The sequence below is a fragment of the Amycolatopsis sp. NPDC033938 genome, from assembly GCF_055575975.1.
This window is the reverse complement of sequence record NZ_JBVIRO010000008.1, coordinates 265,398-279,961: the sequence shown is the minus strand read 5'-3', so window position 1 is coordinate 279,961 and position 14,564 is coordinate 265,398. Positions and strand designations below refer to the sequence as shown.

11 protein-coding genes are annotated in these 14,564 nt (G+C 69.0%); 5 read left to right on the top strand and 6 right to left on the bottom strand.

Going from position 1 to position 14,564, the window contains the following annotated elements:
- Positions 1-5 precede the first annotated feature (5 nt).
- Positions 6-1,469, bottom strand: coding sequence for an NAD-dependent succinate-semialdehyde dehydrogenase (locus ACZ5ZX_RS22250; RefSeq protein WP_465503883.1), 1,464 nt, complete (start codon positions 1,467-1,469; stop codon positions 6-8).
- An 88-nt stretch (positions 1,470-1,557) separates the two neighbouring features.
- Here ACZ5ZX_RS22250 and ACZ5ZX_RS22245 point away from each other — a divergent pair, with 88 nt between their 5' ends.
- Both ACZ5ZX_RS22245 and ACZ5ZX_RS22240 read left to right on the top strand, forming a co-directional pair.
- On the top strand, positions 1,558-2,808 hold the full coding sequence (locus ACZ5ZX_RS22245; RefSeq protein WP_465503882.1) for an aspartate aminotransferase family protein: 1,251 nt from the start codon (positions 1,558-1,560) through the stop codon (positions 2,806-2,808).
- Positions 2,808-3,305 (top strand): DUF3830 family protein, encoded by a 498-nt coding sequence (locus tag ACZ5ZX_RS22240; RefSeq protein WP_038508763.1) that lies wholly within the window; start codon positions 2,808-2,810, stop codon positions 3,303-3,305. Before ACZ5ZX_RS22245 ends, ACZ5ZX_RS22240 begins: the two co-directional genes overlap by 1 nt.
- Before the next feature lie 60 nt (positions 3,306-3,365).
- Here the strand turns inward: ACZ5ZX_RS22240 and ACZ5ZX_RS22235 are convergent, their stop codons facing one another.
- Positions 3,366-4,352, bottom strand: a complete 987-nt coding sequence (locus ACZ5ZX_RS22235; RefSeq protein ID WP_465503881.1) for a hypothetical protein — start codon at positions 4,350-4,352, stop codon at positions 3,366-3,368.
- 149 nt (positions 4,353-4,501) lie between these two features.
- Between ACZ5ZX_RS22235 and ACZ5ZX_RS22230 the strand changes: the two genes are divergently transcribed.
- Complete coding sequence (locus ACZ5ZX_RS22230; RefSeq protein WP_465503880.1) at positions 4,502-7,489, top strand: AfsR/SARP family transcriptional regulator; 2,988 nt, start codon at positions 4,502-4,504, stop codon at positions 7,487-7,489.
- On the opposite strand, the gene ACZ5ZX_RS22225 is transcribed toward ACZ5ZX_RS22230, so the two are convergent.
- Entirely contained in the window at positions 7,473-8,264 is a 792-nt protein-coding gene (locus ACZ5ZX_RS22225) for a Calx-beta domain-containing protein (RefSeq protein WP_465503879.1), read from the bottom strand. The genes ACZ5ZX_RS22230 and ACZ5ZX_RS22225 overlap by 17 nt on opposite strands.
- Before the next feature lie 189 nt (positions 8,265-8,453).
- Between ACZ5ZX_RS22225 and ACZ5ZX_RS22220 the strand changes: the two genes are divergently transcribed.
- Positions 8,454-9,836: an FAD-binding oxidoreductase gene (locus tag ACZ5ZX_RS22220; protein WP_465503878.1), complete on the top strand. Its 1,383-nt coding sequence runs from the start codon at positions 8,454-8,456 to the stop codon at positions 9,834-9,836.
- 11 nt (positions 9,837-9,847) lie between these two features.
- A complete protein-coding gene (locus tag ACZ5ZX_RS22215; RefSeq protein ID WP_465503877.1) occupies positions 9,848-11,401 on the top strand; it encodes an acetolactate synthase large subunit in 1,554 nt (517 codons plus the stop codon).
- Positions 11,402-11,762: 361 nt separating this feature from the next.
- On the opposite strand, the gene ACZ5ZX_RS22210 is transcribed toward ACZ5ZX_RS22215, so the two are convergent.
- The 3 genes from ACZ5ZX_RS22210 to ACZ5ZX_RS22200 all read right to left on the bottom strand — a co-directional run bounded on the left by ACZ5ZX_RS22210 (position 11,763) and on the right by ACZ5ZX_RS22200 (position 14,561).
- On the bottom strand, positions 11,763-13,205 hold the full coding sequence (locus ACZ5ZX_RS22210) for an MFS transporter (protein ID WP_465503876.1): 1,443 nt from the start codon (positions 13,203-13,205) through the stop codon (positions 11,763-11,765).
- A 57-nt stretch (positions 13,206-13,262) separates the two neighbouring features.
- Positions 13,263-13,736 carry a DUF3761 domain-containing protein gene (locus ACZ5ZX_RS22205; RefSeq protein ID WP_465503875.1) on the bottom strand — a complete coding sequence of 158 codons (474 nt, stop codon included), beginning with the start codon at positions 13,734-13,736 and terminating at the stop codon, positions 13,263-13,265.
- A 72-nt stretch (positions 13,737-13,808) separates the two neighbouring features.
- Positions 13,809-14,561 carry an SDR family NAD(P)-dependent oxidoreductase gene (locus ACZ5ZX_RS22200; RefSeq protein ID WP_465503874.1) on the bottom strand — a complete coding sequence of 251 codons (753 nt, stop codon included), beginning with the start codon at positions 14,559-14,561 and terminating at the stop codon, positions 13,809-13,811.
- Positions 14,562-14,564 lie beyond the last annotated feature (3 nt).

Below are 14,564 nucleotides of genomic sequence, written 5' to 3'. Positions count from 1 at the left end.
AGACATCACAGAGCCACCGCGATGTACTTGGTCTCGAGGAACTCGTCGATACCGACAGAGCCACCTTCACGGCCGAGCCCGGACTGCTTGATCCCGCCGAACGGTGCCGCCGGGTTCGAGACCAGCCCTTGGTTGAGGCCGATCATGCCGGCTTCCAGCCGTTCCGAAACCCGCAGCGCCCGCTTGAGATCGGAGGTGTACACATAGGACACTAGACCGAATTCGGTATCGTTCGCCGCCGCGATGGCCTCGTCCTCGCTGTCGAACGGAGTGATCGGGGCGACCGGCCCGAAGATCTCTTCCGACGCCAGCCTGGCTTCCTTGGGCACATCGGTGAGCACCGTGGCCTGATAGAAGTTGCCCGGACCGTCCACGGTGGACCCGCCGGTGAGGACGCGCGCTCCTCGATCGACGGCGTCGGAGACGAGGCCGCTCACCTTCTCGACCGCGGCTTCGTCGATGAGCGGGCCGACGACGACACCTTCCTCGGTGCCCCGGCCCATCGGCAGGGCCTCCATGCGCTCGGTGAGGCGACGGGAGAACTCGTCGACGATGCCTCGCTGGACGTAGAAGCGGTTCGCGGCCGTGCAGGCCTCGCCGATGTTGCGCATCTTGGCGGTCATCGCGCCTTCGATCGCCGCGTCGAGGTCGGCGTCCTCGAAGACCAGGAAGGGGGCGTTGCCGCCGAGTTCCATCGACGTGCGGAGCACCTTGTCCGCGCACTGTTCCAACAGCTTCCGCCCGACGCCGGTGGAACCGGTGAAGGACAGCTTCCGGGCGCGGCCGTCCCGGATCAGCGGTTCCATCACGCCGCCGGAGTCCGACGTCGTGAGCACGTTCAGCACACCTTCGGGCAGCCCCGCTTCGGCGAGGATCGCCGCGAGGGCCAGCATCGAAAGGGGGGTTTGCGCAGCGGGTTTGATGACCATCGTGCAGCCGGCCGCGACCGCGGGGCCGATCTTGCGGGTGCCCATCGCCATGGGGAAGTTCCACGGCGTGATCAGCAGGGACGGCCCGACGGGCTGCTTCGTCACCAAGAACCGGCCGGCCCCGTTGGGCGCGACGGCGTAACCGCCGTCGATCCGGACGGCCTCCTCCGCGAACCAGCGGAAGAACTCGGCCGCGTAAGTGATCTCGCCCTTCGACTCCGCGAGCGGCTTGCCCATCTCGAGGGTCATGAGCAGCGCGAGTTCGTCGGCGCGCTTCACGAGCAGCTCGTAGGCGCGGCGAAGGATCTCGCCGCGTTCGCGCGGGGCGACGTTCGCCCAGTCGGCCTGCGCGGCGACGGCGGCGTCGAGTGCGCTGACACCGTCCGCCGGTGACGCGTCGGCCACCTCGCACAGGGCTTCACCTGTCGAGGGGTCGAGAACGGGGAAGGTCTTCCCGTTCGCGGCGGGTACCCACTTGCCGCCGATGAACAGTTCCTTGTCGACCGCCGCGACTACGCCGGCCTCACTGATCGAACTCATCCCAACGCTCCTCCATGTTGTCCCGAACGCCATGCTATGGATATTGTCAACAATCGACAACAGCTCAGCCGACCTAGGAGCGCAGCCCATGGCCCAGCTATCACCGCTGCTCAAGCAGGCAACGCCGGTCGTGGTCGACCACGGTGAAGGGGTGTACCTCTACGACACCGATGGCAAACGTCACCTGGATTTCACCGCCGGCATCGGCGTGACCAGCACCGGCCACTGCCACCCGCACGTGGTGAGCGCCGCGCAGGAGCAGATCGGCAAGCTCATCCACGGCCAGTACACGACGGTCATGCACAAGCCGATGCTGGAGCTCACGGAGAAGCTGGGCAGCGTCCTGCCGCAGGGCCTGAATTCCCTCTTCTACGCGAACTCGGGCAGTGAGGCCGTCGAGGCGGCGCTCCGGTTGTCGCGGCAGGCGACCAAACGTCCCAACGTCATCGTCTTCCAGGGCGGGTTCCACGGCCGGACGGTCGCGGCGGCGACCATGACGACCTCGGGGACCCGGTTCAGCGCCGGGATCTCGCCGCTCATGTCGGGCGTGCACGTCGCACCCTTTCCCTACGCCTTCCACTACGGCTGGGACGAGGAGACCGCGACGAAGTTCGCCCTGCGGGAGCTCGACTACCTGTTCGCGACGGTCTGCGCGCCGAACGAGACGGCCGCGTTCTTCATCGAGCCGGTGCTCGGCGAGGGCGGGTACGTCCCGGCGAATACCGAGTTCCTGGCCGGTCTGCGGGAACGCGCCGACAAGCACGGGATCCTGCTGGTGATGGACGAGATCCAGACCGGCTTCGGCCGGACGGGCAAGTTCTGGGGTCACGACCACTTCGGGGTGCGCCCGGACATCGTGCTCATCGCGAAGGGACTCGCGAGCGGGTTCCCGATCTCGGGCATCGCCGCGTCGGAGGAGCTGATGGCGAAGGCGCTCCCCGGTTCGCAGGGCGGGACCTACGGCGGCAACGCGGTGGCCTGCGCGGCGGCGATCGCCACACTCGAGGTGATCCAGCGGGAAGGGCTGGTCGAGAACGCCGCCGAACGCGGACGGCAGCTGCTCGAAGGGGTGCGGGTGATCGCGGACAAGTCGCCGTCGATCGGCGACGTCCGGGGGCTGGGGCTGCTGGTCGGTTCCGAATTCACCACCCCGGACGGCGAGCCGGACACGGCGAAGGCCCAGGCGGCGCAGAAAGCCGCGTCCGCCAACGGGTTGCTGCTGCTGACCTGTGGGGCGTACATGAACGTCGTCCGGATGGTCCCGCCGCTGGTCGTCAACGCCGAGCAGGTGGACGACGCCCTGCGGATCTGGGGCGACGTCGTGGCGGGGGTCGAGTGATGGCCCGCTACATCACGATCACCCTCGACAAGCGCGGGGTGTCCTGCCGGGCCCGGCTGCTCGACGCCGAGGCCCCGCGGACCTGCCGCGCGGTCTGGGACGCGTTGCCGCAGAGCGGTTCCGCTTACCACGCGAAGTACGCCAGGAACGAGGTCTACACCCTCGTGCCGCCCTTCGCCGAGCCGAAACCCGGCCGCGAAAACCCCACGGTGACGCCGATCCCGGGCGACGTCGTGTACTTCGGCTTCGAGGCGTGGGAGATCGGCAACCCGGCGTACGGCTACGACGAGGACAGTGAGGCGCACAGCGATCAGGGTGCGACGGACCTCGCGATCTTCTACGGCCGCAACAACCTGCTGATCAACGGCGACGCGGGCTGGGTGCCCGGCAACGTGTTCGCGACCATCGAAGAGGGGCTGGCCGAAATGGCGGAAGCCGCGCAGGATCTCTGGCTGCGCGGAGTCGAGGGCGAGACGCTTTCGTTCGCACGGGCGTGAAACCCGTGGGCGGTAAGGGAATCTCCCCTCACCGCCCACGGGCCGGCACCCCTCCCTGGCTTACTGTCGTTCGCCTTCGAGCCGGTATTCGACGCCGCCGACCTCTCCGCCGCGCTGGTCGACCTGGGTCACGTGGACGGTGTACTGCCCGCCCTCCGCTTCGGCTCCGGCGGTGAAGTTCAGCTTGGCGTCCACCTGTTCGCCCGACTTGAACGTCAGTCCGCCGATCCGGGCCCGCTGCGGGTTCACGATGGCCAGCTCGGTCTCGCCGACCCGTTCGATGCCCTCACCCTTCGCGCCGCCCGCCCGCCAGCGTGCGGCGAGATCGGGACCGAGGTCGATGGTGATCCGCCCCGGGCCGGTGAACGGCCTGCCAGGTTGGGTGAAGACGAGATCACCGATGGTGGTGGGATCGGGACCGTCCCAGCCGAACACGATCGGCCTGAGCTGCGGGACCTTGATCTTGAACGGGATCACGTTCACGTTGTGCCAAGCGATGTTGTTGTTGTTCCGCGTGTTCGCGGACGTGCTCGGGCCCTCGGTCGGCAGATCGGTCGGCGAAAGCCACCGGGCCAGCAGGCAGAAGTGCGAGCCGAACGGCACCTTCCACGGGATGACGACCCGTTTGACGCCGTAGGGCACGCTCACGTCGGTGGCCGAACCGATGTAGTTCCACTGGCTCGACCATTGCGCCACGGTGCCTTGTTTCGTGTAGTAGAGCTGCAGCGTGCCCTTCTCGAGCGCGTCCCCGTACGGACCGGGGTTGTTCAGGAAAACGTTGATGTAGGCGGTGCTCCCCTGGACGACCGGCTGGTCGGCGGGGCATACGGGTCCCGGCGAGTTGCACACCCGGATGTCGGGGCTGGAGTACAGCGAACCGGTCGAGGGCTCGAACCCGACGTCGGACGTGTTGTCGCGGATGAAGACGTCGGCGCGACCTTCCGGTGCGGCTTGCACGGCCGGTGCGACACCCGCGAACAGCGTCGCGACCGCCAAGACGGCCGAGGCGAGCAGCGTTCGGCGGCGCCGCTGATTCCTGAGGATCATGGTCCCTCCTTGGGTGGAACATTCGATCCACCGACCGTCGGCCAAGCCGGTTGTGGCGGGGTTGTCGAGATCGTGTGCCCTAATCGGCCGATTTGGGTGGGTCTTGACCCGGATACGCTCACCGGGGTCACCAGCCGGAGGGAGCGGGGGTGCCCGGGCCAGGGGAACTACGGGTGCTGGGCCCGGTCGAAGCGATCGGCCCCACCGGGCGGGCGGAGCTTCACGGCGCCCGCCAACGAGCCGTGCTCGGCGTCCTCGCCCTGCACGCGGGCACGGTCGTGCCGATCCCGCGGCTGGTCGACGTCCTCTGGGGCGAGGACCCGCCCCGCACCGCGGTGAAGACCCTGCACAGCCACGTCGCGAGAATCCGGCAGGCGCTGGAGGACTGCGGGTTCCCGCCGGTACTGCTGACCCGTAAACCCGGGTACGTCCTCACGGTCGCGCCGTCCTCAGTCGACGCTCTCCGCTTCGAGGAAACACTTCGTGCTGCCAAGGGGAACTCGCCCGGCCAGGCGGTGACGGCGTTGCGCGAGGCGCTGCGGCTCTGGCGCGGCGAAGCGTTCGCAGACGCCGAACTGGACGGCTGGGGGCTCCGAGAGGTCGAACGCCTCCAGGAACTGTGGCTGTCCGCTTGGGAAGAACTCCTGCACGCGCAACTCCGGCTCGGCGACCACGAAGAGGTCGTCCGGGAACTGCCGCGGCTGCGGGCCGGGCACCCCTACCGCGAACGGCTCGCCGCGCTGCACATGCTCGCCCTGCATCGCTGCGGCAGGCACGCCGAAGCACTCGAAACCTTCCAGTCCGTGCGCCGGGGGCTGGCCGAGGAGTTCGGCGCCGATCCCGGCCCGGAACTGGTCGAACTGCATACGGCGATCCTTCGCCGCGCACCCGAACTCGACGCGCCCGCCCGCGGCACGGCGCCCGCCCAGCTCCCCGCCCGGGTCGGGTATTTCACCGGACGTCAGCAGGAACTCGCTTCGCTGGACAGGCTCCTCGACGAACCTGAGCCACCGGTCGTGGTCATCTCCGGCGCGGCCGGGATGGGCAAATCCGCGCTAGCCGTGCAGTGGGCACACCGAATCGCGGACCGCTTCCCCGACGGCCAGCTCTTCCTCGATCTCGCCGGGCACGACCCTCGCGACGCCGTCTCCCCCGGTGACGCGCTCGCGCATCTGTCGCGCGGACTCGGCCTCCCCGACGACCGGTTGCCCGACGCGACGGCCGAACGCGCCGCGCTCTACCGCTCGCTGCTGCACGGCAGGCGCTGCGTGATCGTCGCGGACAACGCGGGCGGCGTCGACCAGATCCTGCCTCTCGTCCCCGGAACGGCGAAGGCGATGCTGATCGTGACCAGCAGGCAGACCCTCGCCGCGCTCGGCAGCAGGCACGCCGTCCATGTGCTCGCCCTCGACGCGCTGGCCGACCCGGAATCGATGACCCTGCTCACCCGGGTACTGGGTGCCGATCGAGTCGCCCGCGAACCCGGACAGGCGGCGCGGCTGGCCAGGCTGTGCGACGGGATGCCGCTGGCACTGCGGATCGCGGCCGCGCGCCTGACCGGTGAGCCGGACCGCCCGATCGCGGAGCTCACCCACGAGCTGACCGGCGCCGGGCGCTTGGAAACCCTTGCGGTGCAAGGAGATTCTCGAACGGTCAAAACCGTCCTCGCGAGCGCGTACCTGCCGTTGGACCACGCTTCGGCGCGGTTGTTCCGGCTCGCCGGGTCGACTCCGGGGACGTCGTTCGGTTCGGCACTCGGAGGCGCGCTGTGCGGGGTGTCCGCCGAAGCAGGCCGGACCGCGTGTGCCGCGTTGTCCGCCGCGCATCTGATCACCCCGGCCGGTCCGGACCGCTATCGCTTCCACGATCTGATCCGCGAATTCGCCGTCGCGTGCGCTCGCGCCGACGAAACGACGTCGAGCCGCGCCGAAGCGGCGGACCGGCTGATCGACTGGTATCTGCACGTCGCAGCCGAGGCGAACCGGATCATCGACCCGAACCGCGATCTGGTCACCCCGGCGCTGCGCCATCCCGCGCCCGAGCGGCCGTTCCCGGCGGAAAGGCGTGCGGCACTGGCGTTCCTGGGTGCCGAACGCGCGAATCTGCTGCCCGTGGTGCGCTTCGCGCGCGAACACGGCCGCAACACCGCCGCCTGGCAGCTCACCTACCTGCTCACCAGTTTCTACGACACCACGGGCGGCTGGAACGAGCGCATCGGCCTCTGCCGCGAGGGGGCCGCGGCGGCCGCCGAACTCGCCGATCCCTTGGCGGAGGCGGAAATGCTGCGCGCGCTGGGCGCGGCCTACTTCATGACCCGCAGGCTGACGGACGCGCTCGAAACCAACGCCCGCGCGTTGAAGGCCGCCCGCGCGGCGGGTGATCTCGAAGGCGAAGGGCATATCCACAACAACACCGCGAACGCCTACGCCGCGCTGCGCCGGTTCGACGAGGCCATCAGCGCGTACCGGCTCGCGGTGGAGCGGTGCACCGAGGCGGGCAACCGGCTCGGGCGCGCGCTCTCGCAGCGCAACCTCGGCCATGCTTACATCCGCCGCGGCCAGGCGATCGACGGCCTCGCCCCGCTGGCGGCCGCACTGGAGACGTTCCGCGAACTCGGCAACGCCCGGCTGGAGGCCGCCACCCTGGACACGCTCGGCGAGGCCTACGAGGAACTCGGTGATCACGAGGTCGCGCTGGAACATCTCGGCAAGGCGCTGGCCGCGTCCCGGGCGATCGGAGACCGATGGCAGGAATGGGAATCGCTGCTGCACGCCGGCCAGGTCCACCTTGCCCGCCGCGACTTCCGGGCCGCGCGGGACGATTTCGACCAGGCCCTGGTGATCAGCCGGGACGTCGGTAACCGGCACAGCGAGGCGGCCGCGCTCGACCGGCTCGGCCGCGCCCACCTCGGGCTCGGCGATCTGGCCGCGGCACGGGAGAACCTGGAACACGGCCTCGCGGTCCGGGCCGGGGTTCCCGATCCGTACGAGGAGGCTCACCTGCACCGCGACCTCGGTGATCTCGAGGCGCGGTGCGGCGACACGGCCGCCGCGGCCACCCACTGGGCCCGAGCGATCGAGCTGTACCGGCGGGCGAACGCGACGGCCGAGGCCGATCTGGTCACCGGCCGGGGCTGATCACCACCGTCGAGGTCCCGTACACGAGCTTGCCGTCCGACGGCTCGAAGAACTCGACCCGCGCCTTTCCCGCCTGATCCGGCAAAACCGTGAACTCGGCGTATCCCCTCGTCTGCCCTGGCTGGAAGACCACGACACCGTCCTTCACCGGCACATGGCCGGAACCTTCGGTGCGATAGCGGATCGTGAGCGGTCCCGCCAGCCACGGCCGGGAGAGCACGACCGGCACCTTGCAACCGCCGCCCTGGGCGAAGGCGGGCGGAACCGACCAGCAGATCTCGCCTTCCTGGGTGGTGGCCAGCGGCGCGGCCTTGACCGCGTCGTCGTCGGCCACCCAGGCGACACCGACGCTGTGCCCGATCCGCAGGCCCTTCGCATCGGACAGGCGGAGGGAGAACATCTCGTCTTCCTCGACGCCGGAATCGGCGCGGACCCGGACCGGCACGGTCTGGGTGACCGTCCTGCCCGACCAGACGAGGGTGCCGGCGCTCGGCAGGTAATCGACGCTTTCCCTGGCGATGAACGCCGGATCGACCGGCGAGCCGTTGCCTTCGATCGTCCGGTACTCGACCGAACCTTGCGGCGCGCAACCGCCGTCGGCGATCGAGACGGTGAAGAGGAGGGTGGTGTACCCGGCGCTCGTCCCCTCGGCCTGGCTGACGCCGCTGACGTTCACCACGGGCGCCGTACAGCCCGCCTGCCCGCTCGCGGCCGCCGGTATCGCGAGCCCGAACAGGACCGCGAGCGCCGCTCCCAGCGTCGCGATCCTTCTCATTCTTGGTCCCATCGAGCGTCCACCCCTTCCGGCGGGCCGCCGCGGCCCGCTGCGACATGGGTAACCGAGTGAGGTTGTCGCGAGGTTGTGACCACGGGACAGCAAACGTGAAAAGGATTCATAGCCGTCGCCGCCCGGGACGTACTACGCTTCGGTAACCAGGCAAGGACGCGTGAGGAAGGGCTGTCGATGGGCGATGTTGCGGCACGGTTCGCCGAGATCGTCGGGGACACGAATCTGCTGTCAGGCGAGACGATCCCCGAGGACTACGCACACGACGAGGCGTTGACGGCCGCCCCGCAGCAGCCCGCTTACCTGGCGAAACCCGGCAGCGCCGAGGAGGTCGCGGAGCTGCTCAAAGCGGCGACCGCACACGGCGTGCCGGTCACCGCGAGAGGGTCGGGCACGGGGCTTTCGGGCGGCGCGCGGCCGAGCGAGAACGGCATGGTGATCTCTTTCGAGCGCATGAACGCGGTGCTGGAGGTCGACGTCGAGAACCATGTCGCCGTCGTCCAGCCCGGCGTCACACTGTCCGAATTGGACGAAAAGACCACCGCGGCCGGACTCGGCTACACCGTCCACCCTGGCGAACTGAGCGCGAGTGTCGGCGGCAACGTCGGGACGAACGCGGGCGGGATGCGCGCGGTCAAATACGGCGTCACGCGGCACAACGTCGTGGGGCTGCAAGCGGTGCTGCCCACCGGCGAGATCATCCGGACCGGCGGCAAGACCTCGAAGGTGTCGACCGGGTACGACCTGACCCAGCTGATCATCGGCTCGGAAGGCACGCTCGCGATCGCGACCGAGATCATCGTGAAGCTGTACCCGCGCCTGCCGCACGGCGCCACGGTGCTCGCCCCGTTCGAGACCTTCGACGAGGTGATGACCGTCGTCCCGAAGATCATCTCCAGCGGGCTCGCGCCGCACATCCTCGAATACATCGACAATCTGACGCTCGCCGCGATCAGCTACAACGAGAAGCTCAGCCTCGGCGTCCCGGACGACATCCGCGACTCCGCGCAGGCGTACCTGGTGGTGGCGCTGGAAAACCGCGACAACGACCGGCTGCACGCCGACATCGAGGAACTCGGCGGACTGCTGAGCGATGTCGGCGCGATGGACGTGTACGTGCTCGAGGGCGGTTCAGCGCGCAAGCTCATCGAAGCCCGCGAGAAGGCGTTTTGGACGGCCAAGGCGGCGGGCGCCGATGATGTCATCGACGTGGTGGTCCCCAGGGCCGCGATGCCGGAATTCCTGCGCCGCGCCAGGGAAATGGCGTTGTCGCGTGAAGCGGGCGCACTCGGCTGCGGGCACGCGGGTGACGGGAACGTCCACCTGGCCATCTTCTGCAAGGACGCGGAAAAGCGGAAGAAGCTGCTGACCGACATGTTCGCGCTCGGCATGGAACTCGGCGGCGCGATCTCCGGCGAGCACGGCCTGGGGCAGGCCAAGTCCGCCTACTTCCTCGATTTGGAGGACCCGGCGAAGATCGCGCTGATGCGCCGGATCAAGGAAAGCTTCGACCCGGCCGGGATCCTCAACCCCGGCGTTCTTTTCGCTGAGAGGGCTTGAAAGTGAGTGAGATGAACGGCGCCCAGTCCCTGATCCGCACGCTCGTCGACAGTGGTGTCGATGTGTGCTTTTCGAATCCCGGTACCTCGGAGATGCACTTCGTGGCCGCGCTCGACACCGTGCCCGAGATGCGCGGCGTGCTCGGCCTGTTCGAGGGTGTGGTCACCGGTGCGGCGGACGGGTACGCGCGCATCGCCGGGAAGCCGGCGGCCACGCTGCTGCACCTCGGCCCGGGTCTCGGGAACGGCCTGGCGAACCTGCACAACGCGCGCCGCGCGCACACCCCGATCGTCAATGTGATCGGCGATCACGCGACCTACCACAAGCAGTACGACGCCCCGCTCGAATCGGACATCGAGGCCGTGGCCGGTTCGCTCGACGGCTGGATCCGGCGCTCCGAGCACACGAAGGACGTCGGCGCCGACGCGGCCGCGGCGGTGGCCGCGTCGCAGGACGCGCCCGGACAGGTGGCGACGCTGATCCTCCCGGCGGACGCGTCGTGGGGCGAGGGCGGTGAGACCTGCGCGCCCATCCCGCCGCGGATCCCGCAGGTCATCGACGCGACGAAGGTGAAGAACATCGCCGACGTGCTGACCAGTGGCGAACCGGTCGCGCTCCTCGTCGGTGGCAGTGGTTGCCGCGAGGCAGGCCTGCTCGCGACCAGCCGGATCGCCACCGCGACGGGGGCGAAGGCGTTCATCGAGACGTTCCCCTCGCGGCTCGAACGAGGCGAGGGCCTGCCGACGATCGAGCGGCTGGGCTACCTCGCCGAGCAGGTCGCGTACCAGCTCGACGGGATCAAGCACGTGATCATCGCCGGAACGAAAGCGCCCGTGTCGTTCTTCGCGTACCCGGGCAAGGCGAGCGACCTGGTTCCCGAAGGCGCGCAGGTTCACGTGCTGGCCGACATCGGGCAGGACGTTCCTCGCGCGCTGAACGACATCGCGGAGCTGGTCGCCGCCGAGACGGAGCCGGTGCTGCAGCAGGCCTCCCGGCCCGCGCTACCGTCCGGGCCGCTGACGCCGCAGAACTGGGTCGACGTGATCGGCGCGCTGCTGCCGGAGCGCGCGATCATCGCGGACGAGGCGAACACGTCCGGTCTGCTGCTGCCCGCCGCGACCGCGGGGGCGCCGCGGCACGACGTGCTGACCCTGACCGGCGGCGCGATCGGCTACGGAATGCCCGTCGCGACCGGTGCGGCCGTCGCCGCGCCGGACCGGCCGGTGATCAACCTGCAGTCCGACGGCAGCGCGCTGTACACGATTTCGGCGTTGTGGACCCAGGCTCGGGAAAATCTCAACGTCACCACGGTCCTGCTGAACAACCGCGCGTACGCGATCCTGCGGCTGGAGCTGCAGCGCGTCGGCGCGGACGCCAGCGGTCCCAAGGCGAACGAGCTGCTCGACCTTTCGCGGCCGGACATGGACTTCGTCAAGATCGCCGAGGGCATGGGCGTCCCGGCGACGCGGGCGACGACCGCGGAGGAACTCGCCGAGCAGTTCCAGCGCGCGCTCGCCGAACCGGGACCGCACCTGATCGACGCGATCGTTCCGACGCTGTTCTGAGCGGCGCGCCTCGAGTTGACGTGTTATGAACGGGACTTTCATTGCAAATTTTGCAATGAAAGTCCCGTTCATAACAGCCTTTCCCCCTGAGGTTCAGAGGTGTTGGGGTTGCGAGTGTCGTAGGAGCGGCGCGGCGTCGCAAGTAGTCGACTACTTGCGACGCCCCGCAATGAGGCTTTCATCCTGGTTGTGGCGCGGGGGGGTGAAGGGCGCTTTCCCCACATCGCATGCGGGGAAAGCGCCCTTCGCCGCGTGAGATGAGGGGAAAGGGCCCTTCAGCGCACATGGCTCCGCTCCCTCGAAACCCGAACCGGCGCAATGAAAGGTCCTTTCCTGGCAAATTTTGCAAGGAAAGGACCTTTCATGGCACAGGGGGTGGGTGGGCCGAGGCGACCAGGGGTTCGGGCTGGCGCTGTTTCGGGACGAAAGCGGTCAAGGCGAGACCCAGGAGTGCCGCGCCGGCGGCGACCAGGAAGCTCAGCCGGAACCCTGTCGAGGACGGAACGGAGACACCGCCGACGGTGATCGCCAGTGAGGCGAGCATGGTCGCCATCACCGCACTGGACGTCGACGTGCCGACGGACCGCATCAGCGAGTTCAGCCCGTTCGCGGACGCGGTTTCGGTGACCGGGACCGAGCCCATGATCAGCGCGGGCATGGCCGCGTAGGCGATGCCGACCCCACCGCCGATGATGATCGACGCCACGATCAGCTCGAACGCGTTGTCCATCAGCACCGTCGCGAAGAGGTACCCGGCCGCGATGGTGGCGGCTCCGGTCATCAGCGTCGTCCGCGGGCCGTAGCGCTCGATGAGCCGCGCCGAAACCGGCGACAACATGAACATGACCACGCCGTTCGGCGCCAGGCAGAGCCCGGCCTGCACCATCGTCAGTCCGAGTCCGTACCCGGTCGACGACGGCGCCTGCAGCAACTGCGGGAACGACAACGCCAACGAGTACAGCGCGAACCCGATCATGATCGACGCGAGGTTGGTGAACAGCACCGGACGCCGCGCGGAGACCCGCAAGTCCACCAGCGGATCACGCCGTCGCAGCTGGTAAAGGCCCCAGACCAGCAGGACCGCCACCGCGACACCGGCGAAGCCGAGTGTCCGGACGCTCCCCCAGCCCCATTCACGGCCCTTGACGATCGGCAACAGCAGGCAGACCAGCCCGGCCGTCAGCCCCAGTGCGCCGAGGTAGTCGAACGGCGCGGGTGTCTTCAGCGGCGACTCCGGTATCACGAACAGGATCAGCAGGCCGCAGACCAGCCCGAGCCCCGCCGACGCCCAGAAGAGGACGTGCCAATCGGCGTTCTGCGCGACCAGCGCCGAGACGGGCAGGCCGATCGCGCCACCGACGCCGAGCGTCGAACTCATCACGGAGATCGCGGCACCGACGCGTTCGGGTGCGAGTTCGTCGCGCATGATGCTGATGCCGAGTGGGATCGCACCCATCGCGCAGCCCTGCAGGCCGCGGCCGACGACCATCAGCGCGAGCGAACTGGTCAACGCGGACACCACCGAGCCTGCGACCAGGAAGCCCAGGCTGATCAGCAACAACCGGCGCTTGCCGTAGAGGTCGCCGAGCCTGCCGCTCACCGGCATCACCACGGCCCCGGCGATCAGGGTCGCCGTCACCACCCACGACGCGTCGGCCGGGGTCGTGTTGAGCAACCGGGGAAACGCCGGGATGAGCGGGACGACGAGCGTCTGCATGAACGAGGCCACCAGCCCGCAGGTGGCGAGCACGACGACGAAGAGCCGGGGCGAAGGTGCCCGGCCGGCCGGATTCACCATGCGCATCCCATGATCCGACCTTACACAGCACCACCCTTCTCAGTGAACGGTTCACCGACGGGATCACAACCAGGTGCGGACTCCGCCATGACCTGAGCAGGTTCCCCGCCGATTCTGGCTGTAGCTATAGGAACCGTCCTTGCAGATGGCCGTCGCGCCGTCGGCCGCGCCGGGACCGCTCGCCGGCCGATGGACACAGACACCGTCGGTATTGCGGTAATAGTCGCTTCCGCACTCCGTCAGGTCCGGCGCCTTCGCCGTGGGTGTCGTCTTCGGGCGCGTCGTCGACGGGACAGGATCGACCCGCTTCGGGGCCGCGCCCACCCCGGTGGTCGGAGGCACGAACTGCTCGGGCGTCGGTGTCGGTGTTGTCGTGGTCGTCGGCGGCGCCCAGCTGCTGGTCGACGTCAGCGACGTCCGGACGGTGCTGCTCGGCGAGCCCACCTTCCCGGTGGGCACGGTCTCCACACCACAGCCACCGGCGACCAGCAGGCCGATCACCAGCGCCACACCCAGCTTCGTCGTTCTCTTCGGCAAGACGGCCTCCCCAGCACGTAGTAGTGCCGCGTAGTCGGGAGATCGTTCGCCGGTGTTACCGCCGCCGGGAGGTCAGTCGACCATCGTGCCGCAACTGATGTTCAACGCCGTCGCCGTCATGCTGCGCGCGTGGTCCGACGCGGCGAAAGCGGCGACCCGGGCGACGTCGTCCAGTGACGCCGTTCGCTTGAGCATCGTCGATTCGGTCATGTCGCGGATGGCGTCTTCGAGTCCGGCGTCCGCCGGGATCGTCTCCGGGATTCCGCCGGTGCGCAGGGTCACGACCCGGATACCGTGCGGGCCGAGTTCGCACGCCAGTCCCCGGCGCAGCGCTTCCATCGCGCTGAACGCGACCTGCAAGCCGCCGAGGTGGTATCCGGGCAGCGGATCGCCGTCGCCGCCGAACATCAGGATCACCCCGGACCCCTGCCCGATCATATGCCGGGCGGCCGCCCGCGCGGTCAGGAAGTTCGTCCGCACCGCCGTCCGGACCGGGCTTTCGAAGTCCGCCAACGACATCTCGACCAGCGGAGTGCCCTGAACGTCGTTGTGCGTGATCACGTTCATGGAAATGTCCACGCTGCCCGCCGAAGCTGCCACCGAAGCGGCGTGTTCGTCGATCGCCGCTTCGTCGAGCGCGTCGAACTCAGCCGTCTCCGCTTTCCCGCCCGCGGCACGGATTTCGTCCGCCAGTGCGTCGAGCTTCTTGAGCGTGCGGCCGGTGAGATGGACTGTCGCGCCCTCCCTGGCGAACCCGCGAGCCACCGCGCCGCCGATCCCACCCGCGGCTCCATAGATGATCGCGTTCCTGCCTTCGAGCAACATCGG